Here is a 19,687-nt window from a genome sequence, read left to right on the forward strand (position 1 = left end):
GTCAACCCCCGGCCGGGCCCGGCCCCGTGAGCGTGCGTCAGTCGACGCCGTTGCGGCGGTACGGCTGGTACGCGGAACCGCCGTGGAAGTACGGGTAGGGGATCTCCCGGGAGACCATGCCCGCGTCGCCGCTGTCCTCGATGCCGATGTAGCGGGTGTGCGCGGCGTCCACCCAGCCTCCGAACAGCACCGTGTGGTCGTTGGAGATCATCGCGTCGCCGGGCTGCAGGTCGTTCTTGCCGATGTGGTGCGACACGCTGCTCTGCATCAGGCCGATGGTGTTCAGGCCCGGGCCGGACAGGCCCCAGGCGCAGGACACCAGGCCCGAACAGTCCACCCGGTAGCCGTTGGTGACGGCGCCCTGGCTGTAGCCGAGCTTGTGCTCGGCACGCTCCAGCGCGCGCTCCACCATGGCCCGGCGCTCCGGCGACAGCCCCTCCAGGTTGGGCCTGGCCTTCACGCCGAGGCCTTCGCCGTTCTTCCGGTGCTTGCGGCCGGACCAGGAGTCCCAGCCGCTGCCGTTGATGATCTTGGTGCTCCAGTCACCGGTCGAGCGGTCCTTGAGCTTCGGCCCGTCGTGCTTCCCACCCGGCCCGCCGGACGGCGTGCCGGTCCCGCCGCCACCGCCGTCGTTGTGGGTGCCGGGCGACTTCGGCTGCGACGAGTGGCCGCCGCCCCCGCCCCCGCCGCCACCACCGCCACCGTGGCCGGTGCTGTCGGTGCCGGTGCTCGGCGACTTCGGCTGCTCGTGGCCTCCGCCACCGCCGCCGCCGCTGCCCGAGCCGCCGCCGTTGCCCACACTGTCGATACCGGTGCTCGGCGACTTCGGCTGCGGCTTGCCCTCGCCCTTGGGCTTGTTCATCTCCCCGGCGATCTGCTTCTCGATCGCCGCGTACTTGGCGATGAGCTGCTTGATCTTCGCCGCGTCCTGGGCCAGCTCCTGGGTGAGCTTCTCCTTGGTCCTCATCAACGCATCGGCCTTGTTGCTGATGTCGTCGACGTCCCGCTTCACCTCCGCCAGCACCACGCCGGCGCCCACGATCCCCAGGATCCCGCCGGAGAACACATCGGTGGCCGCCGCCTTGGCGACCGTCTCCCTGATGTGCCCGACCTGCTTGGTCATGGCCGCCATGCGTTCGTTGAGCCGCTCGAAGTCGCGCTGGATCTTCAGCAGCTCCTCCGGCCGGAAGCCGAACATGCTCCCCGTCATCGAAGGACGCTCCCTCGTTCTCCGCCCGCGGCCCGGCCCGGGACGACCTCCACCGCCCGGCCCCGGTTCACAGCACGCTGGCGAGGCGCTTCACCGAGTCGCCGAGCTGGTTGAGCTCGTCCGCGACCCCGTTCAGCTCCCGCACCCGGCCCTGGGCGTGCGTGGTGAACGCCTCCGCCGCCTTGCCGTGCCAGGACATGCCCGACAGCAGCGAGTTGACGTCCCCGCCGAGCTGCTCGACCTGCTTGGCCATCTCGGCCAGCTCCTGCGCGATCTTGTTGAGCTCGGCGTCGGCGTCGCCGAACATCTTCCCCAGCGCCCAGTGCGCTATCTCGGCGGGCGCCATGACGAGGTCCTTGCCGACCTTCGCCACGTCGCCGACGAAGTGCCCGACGTCGCTGATCGCGTCCCCGATGTCACCGAAAAGGCCCATCAGAACTCCCCCTGTTCCCCGTGAAAAGCGTTCCCCCCAGGCTAGTCAGTACCGCCAACGAGCGAAACGGGTGGGCCCCTGCCAAAGCCCGCGATCGGCCGCCGGGCGGGTGTTCGCGGTCCGCCGCCCGCGCCTGTGACACTGGAAGCGCTCGAAAAACCGAGGTGCGCCCCGGCCCCGACTTTTTGCAACCTAGAGGGATGCCCGTAGTGAGTTCTCCCGTAGCCCCGCAGCCCGCCCCCACGCTCGCGGAGCTGGCCGCCCGGCTGCCCGGTCTGATGCTGCGCGACGTGCAGCGCCTCGGCCGCCGCCTGGAGGGCACCCGCAAGGTCCGTTCGGCCGAGGCCCGGCAGAAGATCCTGGCCGAGCTGGCCGCCGACTTCGACCGCTCCGAACTGCGGGTGACCGACCGTCGGTCGGCGGTTCCCGAGATCCGCTACCCGCAGGAACTGCCGGTCGCGCAGAAGAAGGACGAGATCCTGGCCGCCGTCCGCGACCACCAGGTGGTGATCGTGGCGGGCGAGACCGGCTCCGGAAAGACCACCCAGATCCCGAAGATCTGCCTGGAGCTGGGCCGCGGCGTGCAGGGCCTGATCGGCCACACCCAGCCCCGCCGGATCGCCGCCCGCACGGTCGCCGAGCGCGTCGCCGAGGAGCTGAACACCCCGCTCGGCGAGGCCGTCGGCTGGAAGGTCCGGTTCACCGACCAGGCCGGCCAGAACACCCTGGTGAAGCTGATGACGGACGGCATCCTGCTGGCCGAGATCCAGACCGACCGGGACCTGCACCAGTACGACACCCTGATCATCGACGAGGCGCACGAGCGCAGCCTGAACATCGACTTCCTGCTCGGCTACCTCAAACAGCTGCTCCCCCGCCGCCCCGACCTCAAGGTGATCATCACCTCGGCCACCATCGACCCGGAGCGCTTCGCCGAGCACTTCGACGACGCCCCGATCATCGAGGTCTCCGGCCGCACCTATCCGGTCGAGGTCCGCTACCGACCGCTCGCCGAGGACCTGTCCGACGAAGCCGAGGAAGAGCCGGACCGCGACCGCGACCAGATCCAGGGCATCTGCGACGCCGTCGAGGAGCTCCAGGCCGAGGGCCCGGGCGACATCCTGGTGTTCCTCTCCGGCGAGCGCGAGATCCGCGACACCGCGGACGCGCTGACCAAGCTGAAGCTGAAGTCCACCGAGATCCTGCCGCTGTACGCCCGGCTCTCCTCCGCCGAGCAGCACCGGGTCTTCCAGCGCTCCTCGCAGCGCCGCGTGGTGCTCGCCACCAACGTCGCCGAGACCTCGCTGACCGTCCCCGGCATCAAGTACGTGATCGACCCGGGCACCGCCCGGATCTCCCGCTACAGCCACCGCACCAAGGTCCAGCGCCTGCCGATCGAGGCGGTCAGCCAGGCCAGCGCCAACCAGCGCAAGGGCCGCTGCGGCCGCACCTCGGACGGCATCTGCATCCGCCTGTACTCGGAGGAGGACTTCCTCTCCCGCCCCGAGTTCACCGACGCGGAGATCCTGCGCACCAACCTCGCCTCCGTCATCCTCCAGATGACCGCGGCGGACCTCGGCGACATCGCCGCCTTCCCGTTCCTCGACCCGCCGGACTCCCGCAACATCAAGGACGGCATCAACCTGCTGCACGAGCTGGGCGCCCTCGACCCGGCCGAGAAGGACCACCGCAAGCGCCTGACCCCGCTGGGCCGCAAGCTCGCCCAGCTCCCGGTCGACCCGCGGATGGCCCGCATGGTGCTGGAGGCCGACCGCCTGGGCTGCGTCCGCGACGTGATGGTGATCGCCTCCGCGCTGTCCATCCAGGACCCGCGCGAGCGCCCCGCCGAGAAGCGCCAGGCCGCCGACGAGCGGCACCGCCGCTTCCACTCGGAGACCTCCGACTTCCTGGCCTACCTGGCGATGTGGCGCTACGTCAGGGAGCAGCAGAAGGAGCTGTCCTCCTCCGCGTTCCGCCGGATGTGCAAGTCCGAGTTCCTCAACTACCTGCGGATACGGGAGTGGCAGGACGTCTACGTCCAGCTGCGCACCATCGCCAAGCAGCTCGGCGTGACCATTGACGAGCCGCACGACGACGCCGAGCCGGACGGCGACCGGATCCACCAGGCGCTGCTCTCCGGCCTGCTCTCCCACCTCGGCCTGTTCGACGTGGAGAAGCGCGAGTACGCGGGCGCCCGGGGCGCCCGGTTCGCGGTCTTCCCGGGGTCGGGGCTGTTCAAGAAGCCGCCGCGCTGGGTGATGTCCGCCGAGCTGGTGGAGACCTCCCGGCTGTGGGCCCGGATCAACGCGAAGATCGAGCCGGAGTGGGTGGAGCCGCTCGCCCCGCACCTGATCAAGCGCAGCTACAGCGAGCCGCACTGGGAGAAGAAGGCCGGCGCGGTGCTGGCCTACGAGAAGGTCACCCTGTACGGCATGCCGATCGTCGCCCAGCGCAAGGTCAACTACGGCCGCGTCGAGCCCGAGCTGTGCCGCGAACTGTTCATCCGCTCCGCCCTGGTGGAGGGCGACTGGGAGACCCACCACCGGTTCTTCGCGGACAACCGCAAGCTGCTCGACGAGGTCGAGGAGCTGGAGAACCGCGCCCGCCGCCGGGACATCCTGGTGGACGACCAGACCCTGTTCGACTTCTACGACGCCCGCCTGCCCGAGGACGTCGTCTCCGCCCGGCACTTCGACGCCTGGTGGAAGAAGACCCGCCGCGACCAGCCCGACCTGCTCAACTTCGAGAAGTCGATGCTGATCAACGACTCCGCGGACGGCGTCACCGAGGCCGACTACCCGGACGTCTGGCACCAGGGCAAGCTGCGCTTCCCGCTGACCTACCAGTTCGAGCCCGGCAGCGACGCGGACGGCGTGACGGTGCACATCCCGCTCGCGGTGCTCAACCAGGTGGTCGCGGACGGCTTCGACTGGCAGATCCCCGGCCTGCGCGAGGAGCTCGTCACGGCGTGGATCCGCTCGCTGCCGAAGGCGATCCGCCGCAACTTCGTGCCCGCCCCGGACTACGCCCGGGCCGCGATGCGCGAGCTGACGGACCGCCAGGAGCCGCTGCTGCCGACCCTGGAACGGGTGCTGCACCGGATGTCGGGCCTGCCGATCCCGCCGGAGGCCTGGGACGAGGAGCGGATCCCCGACCACCTGAAGGTGACCTTCCGGGTGGTGGACGGCAAGCGCAGGCTCGCCGAGTCCAAGGACCTGGAGGAGCTCCGCCAGGGCCTGCGGCCGAAGCTGTCCGCGACGCTGTCCAGCGCCGCGTCCGGCCGCGGCATCGAACGCACCGGCCTGACCGCCTGGCCCGCCGACCTGCCGGTCCTGCAGCGCACCTTCGAGCAGCGCACCCGCGGCCATTCGCTGCGCGCCTACCCGGCGCTGGTGGACGAGGGCGCGAGCGTCGGCATCAAGCTGTTCGACACCCCCGAGGCCCAGCAGCGCGCGATGTGGGCGGGCACCCGCCGACTGCTGATGCTGCAGATCAACTCGCCCGCCAAGTCGATCCAGGGCCGGCTGGGCAACCAGGCGAAGCTGGCGCTGTCGTACAACCCGCACGGCTCGATCCCGGCGCTGTTCGAGGACATCGTGGCGGCCGCCACCGACCGGCTGATGGCCCGGTCGGGCGGCGTCGTGTGGGACCTGGAGGCGTTCACGGCGCTCTACGACAAGGTCCGGGCGGACCTGTACGAGCTGTCGGCGGACACCACGCTGAAGACGGCGGCGGCGCTGATCGCCTTCCACCGGGCCTCGAACCGGCTGAAGACGGTCTCCAGCCCGGTGCTGCTGTCCGCGGTGAACGACGTCCGGCTGCACCTGGCGTCGCTGGTGCACCCGGGCTTCGTCGCCGACACCGGCTGGCAGCGCCTGGGCGACCTGAAGCGCTATCTGATCGCGGTGGACCGCCGCCTGGAGGCGCTGCCCGACCATCCGCAGCGCGATCTGCAGAACCTGGTGAAGGTGCAGGCGGTGCAGCAGGCGTACGGCGAGCTGCTGGCGAAGGTGCCGGCCGGCCGGGAGCCGTCGGCGGAGATCAAGGCGGTCCGCTGGATGATCGAGGAGCTGCGGGTGAGCTTCTTCGCCCAGGGCCTCGGCACGCCGACGCCGGTGTCGGAGAAGCGCATCCTGAAGGCGATGGAGGCTGCGGCGACGACCCTCTGAGGCCGGCCGGGAGCCGGTTCGACCTGGGGGGTCGTGATGCAGTACGATCTGTCTTGTTCGCAAGCGAGAGCAAGCGGGCAAGGATCAGATCACTGGTCCCGTGGAGCAGTTGGTTAGCTCGCCACCCTGTCAAGGTGGAGGTCGCGGGTTCAAGTCCCGTCGGGATCGCAGGAGCGCAGGGCCCGGAACTTCGAGTTCCGGGCCCTATCGCATTTCCCCGGCGCAGGCAAGGCGACACCGCTGTGAGCACCGTCACTGACGCCCCTTCAGAAGACGACTTCCGGAGCATCTCCGCAAAGCCCCCTGATTTAATATGTAAAATTGTACTGTCATTCCCGGTAATTCCCCCCTCCCCCATTCACCCCACGGGAATCCCGCATTCCGGCCCCGGACATGCCGAAGGGCCGCACCCCCGACCCGGCGGAGTCGGAGAGGCGGCCCTTCGGACCTACGAGCGCATTCCCGACCCGGCGGAGTCGGACGATGGGCCCGGGGAAGAACTGGGGGATCAGACCTCGGTGCGCTGGGCCGGAATACCGGCCAGCAGGGCACGCACCTCCGCCTCGCGGTAGCGGCGGTGGCCGCCGAGAGTCCGAATCGACGTGAGCTTGCCGGCCTTGGCCCAGCGGGTCACCGTCTTCGGGTCCACGCGGAACATGGTGGCGACCTCTGCCGGCGTCAGCAGGGGCTCGGCGTCAGGGGTACGAGCGGTCATGAGCGGCCTCCTCGGGAGAACCGAACCAGGGCGGTTCTATCCTTCAAATTCTGCACCTTGACCCGCGATGCCCGAAATGGCACGGACGGGCCGAGTCGGTTATAGGACGAACGGCTTGTCCTGGTGTCTACAACTACACCATCCGTCCAGCCCTATCGGCCAAACCGCCAAAATTGACCCCTCACGGGTTCAAGGGCGACGGATGGCCATGGACCACCCCATAGCGGACAGTCACACAGCGGTGACGTCCGGTCACGGTGCGGCACGCCTGAGTGAGCTTGGGTTGGTTGTCCCATTTTGACACATAGGTCTGAGTTGGCGTCAACGGTGAGCAGTGTCACGTTTCTCGGCTATTGACCCGATCTGGGACCATGGTCCCAAAAACCCTCCCAATGGTATGGACCATCCTCTCCTGTCGCACCTGCATTCGACCAGGGGGCATTTTCTGACACCCTCTCAGCCCCCGTGAGCATCCCCCGCCCCAGGGCCGATCACGCTCAGGAGGAGTGCCGCAGCGCCAGCACCCGCCGCCAGCGCGCCGACAGGGCCTCGTAGCGGCGCAGCGCCCCGGTCGGGTCGCCGGACCGCAAGGCCGCCAGACCGTCCGCGAGTTCGCCCACCGAGCGCTCCTCGGCCACCGCGCGCGGGCCGAGCAGCTGCACCAGGCCGCCGTAGTCGAGTTCCACCAGCGAGCGCGGGTGGAACTCCTCCAGCCAGCGCCCGACCTCCTCCGCGCCGTCGGCGAGGGCCGCGCCCGCCGCCCGCTCGCGCAGCGCCCGGTAGGCCCGGGCCACCCGGCGGCGGGCCTGCACCATCGGCGTCAGGTAGAACAGCGCGGCGGGCTCCGGCCGTTCGCCGTCCCCGGCGGAGCCGTACTCGCCGGCCGGCAGGTGGTGGCGGTCCTCCTCGCCGAACGCCAGGAACCACTGCAGCGGCACCTCCCAGCGGCTGGAGCGGATCCACGGCCGGGCGTCGGGGTGGTCCTGCTGCCACTGCGTCCGGGCGGTCTCCGCGGCCGTGCGCAGGGCCGGCGGCAGCACGGTGTCCACCAGGTGGGCGGGCAGCGTCCGGCGCAGCTCCTGCAGGGCCAGCCAGCCGCGCAGCCGGGTCGTCCACGGGCAGATGTAGGTGACGCCGTCCGTGACCCGCACGTAGGCGTGCCCGTCCTCCTGGTCAGGCAGCGGACGGGGCGTCAGGGCGGCCAGGGCGGCCAGGGCGGCGCGCTGTTCGGCGAGGGCGGCGCCGGTCACCGGACGGCCCGGCCCGTCGGCGTCGGGGCCGTGTGCGGCGGCGTAGGCCTGCCAGCGGCCCCGGTCCGGTTCCGGGTAGGCGGCCAGCGGCTCGTAGACCCGCAGCTGCGCGGTGTACGGCGGGAGCACGGAGGTACGCGGGGCGGTCACGCTCCGCATGTTCGCATGCGCCTCAGGGACGCGTCAGGGTGTCGTGGAGAAGGCTTCGATCGTTATAGCTCGGGGCCCGCCCGGGGGCAGATTCGAAGGCAGCCCCGAGGCTAGGCTTCGACCAGACGCCCGCACCACCGTCGCGGGCCATCATTGCTGGAGTCACCACCGTGACCGACGTACACACCACGCACCCCGCACCAGGCGTGCTGGGCCGAGTCTTCGGCACCGGCCAGGAGGGCGACGGGCACGAGCAGGTCGTGCTCTGCCACGACCGTTCCACCGGCCTCAAGGCGATCATCGCCATCCACTCCACCGCCCTCGGCCCGGCCCTCGGCGGCACCCGGTTCTTCCCGTACGCGAGCGAGGAGGAGGCGCTGACCGACGCGCTGAACCTCTCCCGCGGAATGAGCTACAAGAACGCCCTCGCCGGGCTCGACCTCGGCGGCGGCAAGGCCGTGATCATCGGCGACCCGAACAAGGACAAGAACGAGGCGATGCTGCGCGCCTACGGGCGCTTCGTGCAGAGCCTGCGCGGCCGCTACATCACCGCCTGCGACGTGGGCACCTACGTCCAGGACATGGACGTGATCGCCCGGGAGACCGAGTTCGTCACCGGCCGCTCGCCCGAGCACGGCGGCGCCGGCGACTCCTCCGTCCTCACCTCCTTCGGCGTCTTCCAGGGCATGCGCGCCTCCGCCCAGGCCCGTTGGGGCCAGCCCACCCTGCGCGGCAAGCGGGTCGGCGTGGCGGGCGTCGGCAAGGTCGGCCACTACCTGGTCGACCACCTGGTCGCGGACGGCGCCACCGTGGTCGTCACCGACGTCTCCGAGGCCGCCGTGAACCGGGTCCGGGCCGCCCACCCGGAGGTCGAGGTGGTGGCCGACACCGCCGCCCTGCTCGCCTCCGGCCTGGACGTGTACGCCCCGTGCGCGCTCGGCGGCGCGCTCACCGACGAGACCGTGGGGGCGCTCGGCGCGGCCGGCACCTCGATCGTCTGCGGCGCGGCCAACAACCAGCTCGCCCACGCGGGCGTGGAGAAGGACCTCGCCGACCGCGGCATCCTGTACGCGCCCGACTACCTGGTGAACTCCGGCGGCGTGATCCAGGTCGCCGACGAGATCGAGGGCTTCAACTTCGACCGGGCGAAGAACAAGGCCACCAGGATCTTCGACACCACGCTGGAGATCTTCACCCGGGCCGCCGCCGACGGCATCCCGCCGGCGGCCGCCGCCGACCGCCTCGCCGAGAAGCGGATGCGGGAGATCAGCGCGCTGCGCTCGGTCCTGCTGCCGGCCGCCCGCCGGAGCTGACCGCCGCGGTTCGGACGCGCGGGGTCGGCACGGCCCGGCCCCGCGCATCACGATGTGGAACCGGATTCTCAGTCTGTCCCCCGAACGGGCGATACCGCGCCTCCTTCGGGGGATAATCTCTGCAGGAACGACGGGACCGGCATCGCGCCGGACAGCCTGCAAAAGCCCCGAAATTCCCCTCTGACCTGGGCGGACCTGGTTCGAGGGGGCTTGGGTGCGCGCCACGTCACACCGGCGACGTACCGTCCGGCGGCGGAAACAGGTACCGTTAATGCTCCAAGGGACGGTTTCCCACTTCGGGCAGGCCGGACCTGATCATCAACACGTGTCAGACTCGGGGCCGTGAGCCCCACCGTTGAGGGGGTCGACCCATGGGGCGCGGCCGGGCCAAGGCCAAGCAGACGAAGGTCGCCCGCGAGCTGAAGTACAACAGCGGCGGGTTCGACGCTAACCGTCTGTCTCACGAGCTGGGTGTATCTCCGTCCACCGCGATCGAGCCGGAGCCGATCGAGGACGACGACGAGGACGACCCCTACGCGGCGTACGCGGACATGTACGACGACGATGACGACGACGACGAGGACACCCCTCCGGCTCGTCGCCGCGCGTAACGTTCTTCGACCGGGCCGGCCCGGGCGCTCCCTGTGGGCGCCGGGCCGGTTTTCGGCGTACCTGTTCCGCGACCGTCGTTGCGCATGAGCCGTGGCGCATGAGAAAGGCCCCGCCGTGGCGGGGCCCTTCAGCGTGCCCGGGTCAGAACGCCTCGTAGGCGTTGTACAGCGCCGCGCCGCCGTCGTGCTCCGCGTCGCGCTCGACCACGTCGCCGAGCAGCCACGCCTCGACGCCGCGGTCCTCCAGCACCGACAGCACCACGTCGACCGACTCCGGCGGGACGACGGCGACCATGCCGACGCCCATGTTGAGGGTCTTCTCGATCTCCAGGGTCTGCATCGCGCCGACCTTGGCGACGGTCTGGAACACCGGCAGCGGGGTCCAGGTGCCGCGGTCCAGGCGGGCGTGCAAGTGGTCCGGGATCACCCGGGCCAGGTTGGCGGCCAGGCCGCCGCCGGTGACGTGCGAGAAGGCGTGGATCTCGGTGGCGCGGGTGAGCGCCAGGCAGTCCAGGGAGTAGATCCGGGTCGGCTCCAGCAGCTCCTCGCCGAGGGTGCGGCCGAACTCCTCGACCTGGCGGTCGAGCTTCCAGCCGGCCTGGTTCAGCAGCACGTGCCGGACCAGCGAGTAGCCGTTGGAGTGCAGACCGGACGCGGCCATCGCGATCACCACGTCGCCGGCCCGGACCCGGTCCGCGCCGAGCAGCGCGTCGGCCTCGACCACGCCGGTGCCGGCGCCGGCCACGTCGTACTCGTCGGGGCCGAGCAGGCCCGGGTGCTCGGCGGTCTCGCCGCCGATGAGCGCGCAGCCGGCCAGCGTGCAGCCCTCGGCGATGCCCTTGACGATGGCGGCGACCCGCTCCGGGACGACCTTGCCGACGCAGATGTAGTCGGTCATGAACAGCGGCTCGGCACCGCAGACCACCAGGTCGTCGACGACCATGCCGACCAGGTCGTGGCCGATGGTGTCGTGCTTGTCCATGGCCTGGGCGATGGCCACCTTGGTGCCCACGCCGTCGGTGGCGGAGGCCAGCAGCGGGCGCTCGTAGCGCTTGAAGGCGGAGGCGTCGAACAGTCCGGCAAAGCCGCCCAGGCCGCCCAGCACCTCGGGACGGTTGGTCTTCTTCACCCACTGCTTCATCAGCTCGACGGCACGGTCGCCGGCCTCGATGTCGACACCCGCGGCGGCGTAGGTCGCCCCGGTCTCGTTGCTGGTCACCTGGTGTGGCCCTTTCGAAGTGGTGGTGCTGCCTCCCCCGGCCGGGCCGGGATGGGCGCCCCCGGCCCGTGCCGGGGGCGGTGCGCGCACGTCAGGGGCGTCGCAGCGCGTCCGCCGCGCCCGCGCCGCCCAGCAGCGACTGCACGCCGTCCAGATCGCTGGTCTGCTTGCCGCCGCGGACCGGCTGCTGCTTGGCCGCCTGACCGCCGGCGATCTCCGCCTCCAGCAGCAGCTTGCCGAGCAGCGCCGGGTCGGGCAGCTCCATCGGGTACTCGCCGTCGAAGCAGGCCCGGCAGAGCTTGTCCTTGGGCTGCTTGGTGGCCTCGATCATCCCGTCGATGGAGATGTAGGCCAGCGAGTCGGCGCCCAGCGAGCGGCCGATCTCGTCGACCGACAGGCCGTTGGCGATCAGCTCGGCGCGGGTGGCGAAGTCGATGCCGAAGAAGCACGGCCACTTCACCGGCGGCGAGGAGATCCGGATGTGGACCTCGGCGGCACCGGCCTCGCGGAGCATCCGCACCAGGGCGCGCTGGGTGTTGCCGCGGACGATCGAGTCGTCCACGACCACCAGGCGCTTGCCCCGGATGACTTCCTTGAGCGGGTTGAGCTTCAGCCGGATGCCCAGCTGGCGGATGGTCTGGTTGGGCTGAATGAAGGTACGGCCCACGTAGGCGTTCTTCACCAGGCCGGAGCCGAACGGGATGCCGCTGGCCTCGGCGTACCCGATCGCGGCGGGCGTGCCGGACTCGGGAGTCGCTATCACCAGGTCGGCGTCGGCCGGGGCCTCGGCGGCCAGCTTGCGGCCCATCTCCACTCGGGAGAGGTGCACGTTGCGGCCGGCGATCGAGGTGTCCGGGCGGGCCAGGTACACGTACTCGAAGACGCAGCCCTTGGGCTTGGCCTCGGCGAAGCGCGAGGAGCGCATGCCGTTCTCGTCGATGGCGATCAGCTCGCCGGGCTCCACCTCGCGGATGAAGCTGGCGCCGACGATGTCGAGGGCGGAGGTCTCGGAGGCGACCACCCAGCCGCGCTCGATCCGGCCCAGCACCAGCGGGCGGATGCCCTGCGGGTCACGGGCGGCGTAGAGCGTGTGCTCGTCCATGAAGACCAGCGAGAAGGCGCCCTTGACCTCGGGCAGCACCTTCTGTGCCGCCTCTTCGATGGTCAGGTCGGGGTGGCCCGCCAGCAGAGCGGTCAGCAGGTCGGTGTCGTTGGTCGCCGCAGTGCGCCCGGAGCGGGAGACGTGCTCCTCGCCGGGCAGTTCGGCGACCTTCGCCGCGAGTTCGGCGGTGTTGACCAGGTTTCCGTTGTGGCCGAGGGCCAGCGAACCGTTGGCGGTCGCCCGGAAGGTCGGCTGGGCGTTCTCCCAGACCGAGGACCCGGTGGTCGAGTAGCGGGCATGTCCGACGGCGATATGCCCGTGCAACGACCCCAGGGAGGTCTCGTCGAAGACCTGGGAGACGAGTCCCATGTCCTTGAAGACGAGAATCTGGGAGCCGTTGCTCACTGCGATGCCCGCGGATTCCTGTCCGCGGTGCTGCAGGGCATAGAGGCCGAAGTACGTGAGCTTTGCGACCTCCTCGCCGGGAGCCCAGACACCGAAGACGCCGCAAGCGTCCTGGGGGCCTTTCTCACCGGGAAGAAGATCGTGGTTGAGTCGTCCGTCACCACGTGGCACGTCTCCGAGTCTAGGGCAGATGGCGGGAACGCCCTGATGGCAGCCTCGCGGTACGCGCGTAGACCTCACCCCTTACCAGCTTTTCGGCCCTTCGGCGACCGGCTTCACGCCCTTGTCATCAGGCCTTCGCACGGTGGACGGACACCTCGGGCGGCCCGGTGTTGTGAGCCTGCTCACCCGGCGGGCACCAGCAGCCGCCAGGAGTCCGGGCGGACCGTCCAGGTGCGGTGGCGGACCGGGCCGACGGGGCAGCCGTCGGCCTCGTAGCCGAAGCCGCGCCCGGCCACGGTGAGCCGACCGGCCCGCAGGCGGCGCGGGCTGCCGTCCAGATCGAGGGCGAGTTCCATGGCGTCGTCGACCATGGCGACCCGCAGGTGGCGCACCCGCTGGTGGACGTCGGCCAGCAGTCGGCCGTCGGCCTCGATGCGCAGTTCCTCGGATCCGGAGGGGCTCGCCTGCTCGGCCGCAGCCAATTTCGCCCATAGCGAACGCCAGCCACCCGTTCGGCCCTGCCGCGGGCCGGTGAAACGGACCTCGGAGAGCACCACTCCGCCGCCGTCGTCGAGCAGCAGCCCGAGCCGCCGGGCACTGCCCGCCAGCACCGTCCGGGCGGCCGCCACCGGCTCGGCCGGCACCCCCAGCAGCCGGGCCGTCGCGGTGGCCACCGGACCCCCGACCGGGACCAGGCCGACCGGGTCGGCGTCCAGCTCCCGTTGCCGGTGCAGGGCCTGCAGAACCCGCTGCAGCGCCTGGTCCGAACCGATCACCACGGCACGCCGGCGACCCCGGTGCGCGAGCACCCGGTCCAGCTCGGACGGACTCTCCGGCAGGGTGACCTTCACGTCGGCCCCACCGCACAGCACATCCTTGGCGATCCGCACCGATTCGCCGTCCGCCTGCCTGGCCGACGGGTCCAGCACCACCAGGAGCGGCCCGGCCCCCTCGGCGTCCGGGGGGCGGGATACGGGCGTGGACAGCGACGACACGACCGGTCCTTCCTCAGGTAATCTCTCGGTGCAAGAGCCCCTTGCGCCATTGCGCCAGGGGCTTGGTCCATCTCGGGGCAGACTGCGGTCTTCGCAGGATGCCCCAACCGGAAGGGGTGTACGCCTGTGCCGGCACTCGTGCTCGTTGGTGCCCAGTGGGGAGACGAGGGCAAGGGAAAGGCCACCGACCTGCTCGGCGGCTCCGTCGACTACGTCGTCCGCTACCAGGGCGGCAACAACGCCGGTCACACGGTGGTCATCGGCGACCAGAAGTACGCCCTCCACCTGCTGCCTTCCGGCATCCTCAGCCCGAACGTCGTGCCGGTGATCGGCAACGGCGTGGTGATCGACCCGGGCGTGCTGCTCTCCGAGCTGCGGGGCCTGAACGACCGCGGCATCGACACCTCCAAGCTGCTGATCTCGGGCAACGCCCACCTGATCACCCCGTACCACCGGACGCTGGACAAGGTCACCGAGCGCTTCCTCGGCAAGCGCCGGATCGGCACCACCGGCCGCGGCATCGGCCCGGCCTACGCCGACAAGATCAACCGCGTGGGCATCCGGGTCCAGGACCTGTTCGACGAGTCGATCCTGCGCCAGAAGATCGAGGCGGCGCTGCACGACAAGAACCAGCTCCTGGTCAAGCTCTACAACCGCCGCGCGATCCCGGCCGACCTGGTGCTCGAGGAGTACCTGGGCTACGCCGACAAGATCAAGCCGTACCTGGCGGACACCACCCTCGTCCTGGACGAGGCGCTGAAGGCCGGCAAGGTCGTGCTGCTGGAGGGCGGCCAGGGCACCCTGCTGGACGTCGACCACGGCACGTACCCGTTCGTCACCTCGTCGAACCCGACCTCGGGCGGCGCCTGCACCGGCTCCGGCATCGGTCCCACCAAGATCGACCGGGTGATCGGCATCCTGAAGGCCTACACCACCCGCGTCGGCTCGGGCCCGTTCCCGACCGAGCTGCTGGACGCGGACGGCGAGGCGCTGCGGCGGATCGGCGGCGAGCGCGGTGTGACCACCGGCCGCGACCGGCGCTGCGGCTGGTTCGACGCGGTGATCGCCCGCTACGCGACCCGGGTCAACGGCCTGACCGACTTCTTCCTGACCAAGCTGGACGTGCTGACCGGCTGGGAGCAGATCCCGGTCTGCGTCGCGTACGAGATCGACGGGCAGCGGGTCGAGGAACTCCCGTACAACCAGTCGGACTTCCACCACGCGAAGCCGATCTACGAGAACCTGCCGGGCTGGAGCGAGGACATCTCGAAGGCGAAGACCTTCAGCGACCTGCCGAAGAACGCGCAGGCGTACGTGAAGGCGCTGGAGGAGATGTCGGGCGCGCCGATCTCGGCGATCGGCGTCGGCCCCGGCCGGACCGAGACCATCGAGATCAACTCCTTCCTGTAGGTCGGACTCGAAAGGCCCGGCACCCCCGTCGCGGGGGTGCCGGGCCTTTCGCACGGCCACTTGGTTTTGCACTAGTGCAGATATCGCTTGCGCCTAGTGCAAATGTCCCCCTACGGTGTGCCGCATGACCGCGAAGCTGCCCGCCCCCGTTGTCCTGACCGGCCGCCACATCCGGCTGGAGCCGCTGACCCGCGCCCACATGCCCGACCTGTTCGCCGCCGGCGGCGGGGACGAGGAACTGTGGCGCTGGGTCCCGGTGCCGATGCCCCGCACGCCGGAGGACATGGCGCAGGTGATCGACGCCCGGCTGGCCGACGTGCACTGCGAGCCGTACGCGGTGATCTCGCTCGCCGACGGACGGGCGATCGGAGTGAGCTGCTACTTCGAGGCGGACGCCGCCGAGGAGCAGGTGGAGATCGGCGGCACCTGGTACGCGCGCTCCGTGTGGCGGACGGCGGTGAACACCGAAGCGAAGCTGCTGCTGCTGACGCACGCCTTCGAGGACCTGGGCATGGGCCGGGTCAGCTGGCGCACCGACATCAACAACGAGCGATCGCAGAACGCGATCCGGCGGCTCGGCGCCTCCTACGAGGGCACCTTCCGGCGCGACAAGCAGCGCGTGGACGGCAGCTGGCGGGACACCGTGTACTTCTCGATGCTGGCCGACGAGTGGCCGGCCGCGAAGGCCCGGCTGGCCGGGCGGCTGGCCGCGGGCTGAGGAGCCGTCAGTAGATGGCGGCGGAGACGATCGCCGCGACCGCCAGGTTGGTGGCGGCGGTCACCCACACCGCCGGGTGCGGCTCGGGGTCGACCAGCAGCTCGCCCAGCCTGCCGGGCGTGACCAGGTCGAGCACCCAGAACGAGACCGCCATCAGCAGCAGGCCGAACAGCCCGAACACGGCGGCCGCGGCCAGGCCCTTGCCGAACTCCTGGTAGGTGGAGATCACGGCGGTGAACACGATCGCGCCGACCGACAGCAGCGCGGAGCTCAGCACCACGGCGGCGTTGCGGTTGCGCTCGATCCAGATCTGCCGGCGCAGCTCACCGGGCGTCAGCACGTCCACCAGCACGACACCGAGCAGCAGCAGGACCAGGCCGACGCCGCCGTACGCCGCCGCGTAGCCCAGCTGGTGAAGGATGTCGCTCACTCCGGTCCGCCCCCTCGCGTCCGCCTGCCGCCCCGTGCCGAGGACCGGCACAACATAGCGCACGGGGCGGGCGGCGCAGCCGGGCGTCGTTCAGTCGTTGTGCTCGACCAGGCGGTCCAGGCAGACCGCGACGGCGATCATCAGCGGGACGTCGGCGCCGTCCTCGATCTCCACGCCGTACTCGTCACGGACGCTGAACCACTTGCGGGAGACCTCGCCGATCCGGTGCCCGTCGTTCTTGACGGTGTACTCCTTGTCGATCAGGTCGCCGTGGATCTCCCACTCGCCGCCGTTCTCCAGCTCCACGTGGTACTTGTCGTGGAACGGGGTGAACAGCTTCTTGCGGACGGTGGCGACCACGTCCCCGTCGGCGTTCTCGATCTTCATCGCGTCGCGGACGGTCAGCACCTTCTCCCGGATGGTGGCGACCGTGCGGCCGGCGGTGTCCTGCAGCTCGAAGGTGTCGCGCAGCCGCAGTACCTTGCCGTCCACCAGGAAGCACTTCTCGCCGTGCTCGTCCTCGACCCAGTAGTCGTCGCCGATCGCGAACAGGCGCTCCTTGACCACGAACTTCCGACCCATGATCCGACTCCTCGTCTGCTTGCCGGCCCGCCGTCGGGCGGCCCTCGCCATGGTGCCAGCCGGAACTCAGGTGAGGTCCCACAACAGGCGGTAGTACGCGAGGCGTTCCCCGTCCGGCTCGACGCCGTACGCGTCCAGCAGGGGACGTTCCCAGCCGGGGCCGTAGTTCCAGACCGTGCTCCAGCTCGCCACCGCGAGGTCGGCCCAGCGGTCGGCCACTCCGAGGGTGTCCAGGTCGACGTGGCCGGTGGGGCGGCCGTCGTCGCCGACCAGGGTGTTGGGGGCGCACGAGTCGCCGTGGCAGACCACCTCGACGTCCACCGGCGGCGGGTCGGCGAGGATCGCGAGCGCCCGCTCCACGGTGCCGTGGTGGCGCAGGTCCGGGTGCCAGTCGGCGGGGTCGCGGCGCAGCGCGACGGCGCGGTCGATCCGGTCGCGCAGGGACCACGTGTAGGGGCAGTCGGCCACCGGCAGCGCCTCGTGGAAGGCGCGCAGGCCTTCGCCGATCGCGCGGACGGCGACCGCCGGGGTCTTCCTCAGCTCCGGGTCGACGGCGGAACGGCCGGGCAGGCCCGCCGTCAGCAGCCAGCGCCCCGTCCCGTCGCCGCCGAGCGCGAGCACCTCGGGCACGGCGGTGAACGCCCGGGCCCAGCGCAGGCGTTCGGCCTCCGCGTCGAGATCGGCCCCGCTGCCGGCGGGCGCCCACTTCACGAACCGGCGATCCGGGCCGTCGCCCAGACGGAACGTCAGCCCGCCGAGCTCGTTGCGCCACACCGGCACCGGCGTGACGCCGCGGGCCAACTCGGTGATCGCGGGCGGAACGGCGACGTCTTCCTCGGGTACGTATGCGGCCATCGGACCAGTGTCGCGCAACGCCCCGCGAACCCTCCTGCGGTTTTTCCGCACTGGGCCAACCTCGCGGACGTGCAACGATCCGTCCATCCCCCTCCCCGTGGCGAGCCCGGGGCGCTAGCTTCTGCTCGCATGGAGATCGGCGAACTGATCGGGACCGGCCGCACCGCGGACGTCTGGGCACTGAACGACGGGCGGGTACTGCGCCGCTACCGGGACGGGCTGAGCGCCGACGGCGAGGCCGAGGTGATGACGCACCTGGCCGAGCACGGCTACCCGGTGCCCGCGGTGTGGGCCGCCGAACGGCCCGAGGACCTGATCATGGAGCGGCTCGGCGGCCCCACCATGCTGGAGTCGCTGGTCGCCGGGACGATCAGCCCGGGCGCGGCCGGCGAACTGCTCGCCGAACTGCTGCGCCGGCTGCACGAGATCCCGCCGCGCGCCGCCACCCGCCCCGGCGACCGGGTCCTGCACCTCGACCTGCACCCCGACAACGTGCTGCTCACCGCGCACGGCCCGGTGGTCATCGACTGGTTCACCGCCGCCGAGGGCGAGCCCGGCCTCGACGACGCGATGAGCGCCGTCATCCTCGCCCAGGCCCTCCACGACCGCCCCGACACGGCCTGCACCATCCTCACCCCGCTACTGCGCGGCCTCCCACCGCTCACCGACCACCACTTGGCCGAGGCCCGCGCCCGCCGCGCCGCCAACCCGACCCTGACCACCGAGGAGATCGCCGCACTCGACGACGCCCTCGCCCTGATCCGCGACTGCGCCGCGGGCCGGGGCGCGGGCTAGGCCGCGGGCTCCGCGAGTGGGCCTTGTGCCGCGGGCTGGGCCGCGGGCTCCGCGAGCAGGCCGGTGAGGAACTCCAGCCGGGCGGTCGCCGGGCCGCACTCGCGCGCCGCCGCCAGCGCGGCCCGGGCCTCCGCGGGCCGGCCGGCCCGGTGGAAGGCCAGGGCCAGCGTGGCGTGCGCCATGGTGCGGCGCAGCGGCGCGCTGCCGACGTTCGCGGCGGCGCGCGCCTCGTCGATCGCCGGACCGGGCCGGCCCTCGGCGAGTTCGAACAGGGCGGGCAGGTCGCTGCCCACCCGGTACTCGCGGGGAGCGCGGCGCACGGCGCGGAACAGGGTGCGGAAGGCCTCCCGGTCGGCGTCGGTGGCCTCGCCGGTCTCGTCCAGGTAGGCCAGTGCCCGGGCGTGCAGCTGCTGCTGCGCCGGGTCGGCCGCTTCGCCCGCCGATTCGGCTGCGGCGTCCACGAGCTCGCGGTACCGGCCCTCGGCGAGCAGCACCGACATCCGGAGCGTGCGGACGGCCGGGCCGGGCGGGAGGGCGTTCAGCAGGCGGCGCGCCTCGGCGACGTCGCGCTGGATCACCGCCGTCACCTCCTGCACCGCCCCGTCCTGGTCGTCGGGCCCGGGGGCCGACCGGAGCGTCACCGCCATCAGCACCGGGGCCGCGCCGGCCAGCAGGCATCCCAGCGCCGCGGACCGGCCGAACGCGCCGCCCGCCGACGCCAGCAGCAGCGCGCACAGCGCATCCGCGCCGACGAACGGCAGCAGGGCGGACAGCAGCTGCCGCACCGTCAGCGACGCCGCACCGCCGAGACCCAGCGGCCGCACCACCGGCACCGGGATCCGTCGCACCTGCCACACCCCCCGTGGATCGACCGAGGTGCGCAGCGGCGTCCCCATCCCGAACACCCAGCCCACGGCCCGCAGCCCGAACCACCGCGCCGGACCCGCCAGGTACCCGGCCCACAGCCAACTCTCCGCGTACAGCCCCGCCAGTACCCCGATCGCGACCGGCAGGTGCCCGGGCCCGCCGACGAAGTACTGCCAGAACACCACCAGGAACACCACCGCCCCGTAGATCCGGGACACCGTCCTCCAGCGCCGCAGCGCGTCACCGTTCACGGCGAGGGATCGTGCCAGAACTTCCCCGTGCCCCGGAAGGGGTTC

Annotated in this window: 17 protein-coding genes and 1 tRNA gene; 7 read left to right on the forward strand and 11 right to left on the reverse strand. The window is 71.3% G+C overall.

Annotated features, from left to right (window positions below):
* Positions 1-37: 37 nt before the first annotated feature.
* Together CG736_RS28610 and CG736_RS28615 are read right to left on the reverse strand one after the other, a co-directional pair.
* Positions 38-1,210 (reverse strand): hypothetical protein, encoded by a 1,173-nt coding sequence (locus tag CG736_RS28610; protein WP_157815780.1) that lies wholly within the window; start codon positions 1,208-1,210, stop codon positions 38-40.
* A 67-nt stretch (positions 1,211-1,277) separates the two neighbouring features.
* Complete coding sequence (locus CG736_RS28615) at positions 1,278-1,643, reverse strand: WXG100 family type VII secretion target (RefSeq protein WP_100589042.1); 366 nt, start codon at positions 1,641-1,643, stop codon at positions 1,278-1,280.
* 200 nt (positions 1,644-1,843) lie between these two features.
* Here CG736_RS28615 and hrpA point away from each other — a divergent pair, with 200 nt between their 5' ends.
* Positions 1,844-5,812, forward strand: a complete 3,969-nt coding sequence (gene hrpA / locus CG736_RS28620; protein WP_100589043.1) for an ATP-dependent RNA helicase HrpA — start codon at positions 1,844-1,846, stop codon at positions 5,810-5,812.
* A gap of 94 nt (positions 5,813-5,906) precedes the next feature.
* A tRNA-Asp gene (locus CG736_RS28625) sits at positions 5,907-5,980 on the forward strand.
* 340 nt (positions 5,981-6,320) lie between these two features.
* Here the strand turns inward: CG736_RS28625 and bldC are convergent.
* Positions 6,321-6,527, reverse strand: a complete 207-nt coding sequence (bldC, locus tag CG736_RS28630; protein WP_030459248.1) for a developmental transcriptional regulator BldC — start codon at positions 6,525-6,527, stop codon at positions 6,321-6,323.
* Between the two features lie 497 nt (positions 6,528-7,024).
* The gene (locus CG736_RS28635; RefSeq protein ID WP_232734243.1) at positions 7,025-7,927 is read right to left on the reverse strand and encodes a hypothetical protein; all 903 of its coding nucleotides are present in this window, start codon (positions 7,925-7,927) and stop codon (positions 7,025-7,027) included.
* Between the two features lie 170 nt (positions 7,928-8,097).
* Between CG736_RS28635 and CG736_RS28640 the strand changes: the two genes are divergently transcribed.
* The gene (locus tag CG736_RS28640) at positions 8,098-9,240 is read left to right on the forward strand and encodes a Glu/Leu/Phe/Val dehydrogenase dimerization domain-containing protein (RefSeq protein WP_100589045.1); all 1,143 of its coding nucleotides are present in this window, start codon (positions 8,098-8,100) and stop codon (positions 9,238-9,240) included.
* Between the two features lie 371 nt (positions 9,241-9,611).
* A complete protein-coding gene (locus CG736_RS28645) occupies positions 9,612-9,851 on the forward strand; it encodes a DUF3073 domain-containing protein (protein WP_100589046.1) in 240 nt (79 codons plus the stop codon).
* Positions 9,852-9,993: 142 nt separating this feature from the next.
* Here CG736_RS28645 and purM read toward each other — a convergent pair whose 3' ends face one another.
* From purM to CG736_RS38720, 3 genes are all read right to left on the reverse strand, one after another.
* Positions 9,994-11,070, reverse strand: coding sequence for a phosphoribosylformylglycinamidine cyclo-ligase (gene purM, locus CG736_RS28650; RefSeq protein WP_043915473.1), 1,077 nt, complete (start codon positions 11,068-11,070; stop codon positions 9,994-9,996).
* A gap of 91 nt (positions 11,071-11,161) precedes the next feature.
* Positions 11,162-12,748 (reverse strand): amidophosphoribosyltransferase, encoded by a 1,587-nt coding sequence (purF, locus tag CG736_RS28655; protein WP_043915472.1) that lies wholly within the window; start codon positions 12,746-12,748, stop codon positions 11,162-11,164.
* Between the two features lie 173 nt (positions 12,749-12,921).
* Positions 12,922-13,734 (reverse strand): diacylglycerol kinase, encoded by an 813-nt coding sequence (locus CG736_RS38720; protein WP_304528226.1) that lies wholly within the window; start codon positions 13,732-13,734, stop codon positions 12,922-12,924.
* Positions 13,735-13,860: 126 nt separating this feature from the next.
* Between CG736_RS38720 and CG736_RS28665 the strand changes: the two genes are divergently transcribed.
* Positions 13,861-15,144 (forward strand): adenylosuccinate synthase, encoded by a 1,284-nt coding sequence (locus CG736_RS28665; protein ID WP_100589047.1) that lies wholly within the window; start codon positions 13,861-13,863, stop codon positions 15,142-15,144.
* A gap of 124 nt (positions 15,145-15,268) precedes the next feature.
* The gene (locus CG736_RS28670; RefSeq protein ID WP_100589048.1) at positions 15,269-15,862 is read left to right on the forward strand and encodes a GNAT family N-acetyltransferase; all 594 of its coding nucleotides are present in this window, start codon (positions 15,269-15,271) and stop codon (positions 15,860-15,862) included.
* A 7-nt stretch (positions 15,863-15,869) separates the two neighbouring features.
* Here the strand turns inward: CG736_RS28670 and CG736_RS28675 are convergent, their stop codons facing one another.
* From CG736_RS28675 to CG736_RS28685, 3 genes are all read right to left on the reverse strand, one after another.
* Positions 15,870-16,292 (reverse strand): DUF350 domain-containing protein, encoded by a 423-nt coding sequence (locus CG736_RS28675; RefSeq protein ID WP_043915469.1) that lies wholly within the window; start codon positions 16,290-16,292, stop codon positions 15,870-15,872.
* Positions 16,293-16,382: 90 nt separating this feature from the next.
* The gene (locus CG736_RS28680) at positions 16,383-16,874 is read right to left on the reverse strand and encodes an LURP-one-related/scramblase family protein (protein ID WP_100589049.1); all 492 of its coding nucleotides are present in this window, start codon (positions 16,872-16,874) and stop codon (positions 16,383-16,385) included.
* A gap of 66 nt (positions 16,875-16,940) precedes the next feature.
* Positions 16,941-17,729 carry an aminoglycoside 3'-phosphotransferase gene (locus CG736_RS28685; RefSeq protein WP_100589050.1) on the reverse strand — a complete coding sequence of 263 codons (789 nt, stop codon included), beginning with the start codon at positions 17,727-17,729 and terminating at the stop codon, positions 16,941-16,943.
* A gap of 129 nt (positions 17,730-17,858) precedes the next feature.
* Here CG736_RS28685 and CG736_RS28690 point away from each other — a divergent pair, with 129 nt between their 5' ends.
* Positions 17,859-18,524 (forward strand): phosphotransferase, encoded by a 666-nt coding sequence (locus CG736_RS28690; RefSeq protein ID WP_100589051.1) that lies wholly within the window; start codon positions 17,859-17,861, stop codon positions 18,522-18,524.
* Here the strand turns inward: CG736_RS28690 and CG736_RS28695 are convergent.
* Positions 18,521-19,642 carry a hypothetical protein gene (locus CG736_RS28695; protein WP_157815781.1) on the reverse strand — a complete coding sequence of 374 codons (1,122 nt, stop codon included), beginning with the start codon at positions 19,640-19,642 and terminating at the stop codon, positions 18,521-18,523. The genes CG736_RS28690 and CG736_RS28695 overlap by 4 nt on opposite strands.
* Positions 19,643-19,687: the final 45 nt, after the last annotated feature.

Origin of the sequence: Kitasatospora sp. CB02891, from assembly GCF_002803145.1 — a bacterium.
GTDB classification, from domain to species: Bacteria; Actinomycetota; Actinomycetes; order Streptomycetales; family Streptomycetaceae; genus Kitasatospora; species Kitasatospora griseola.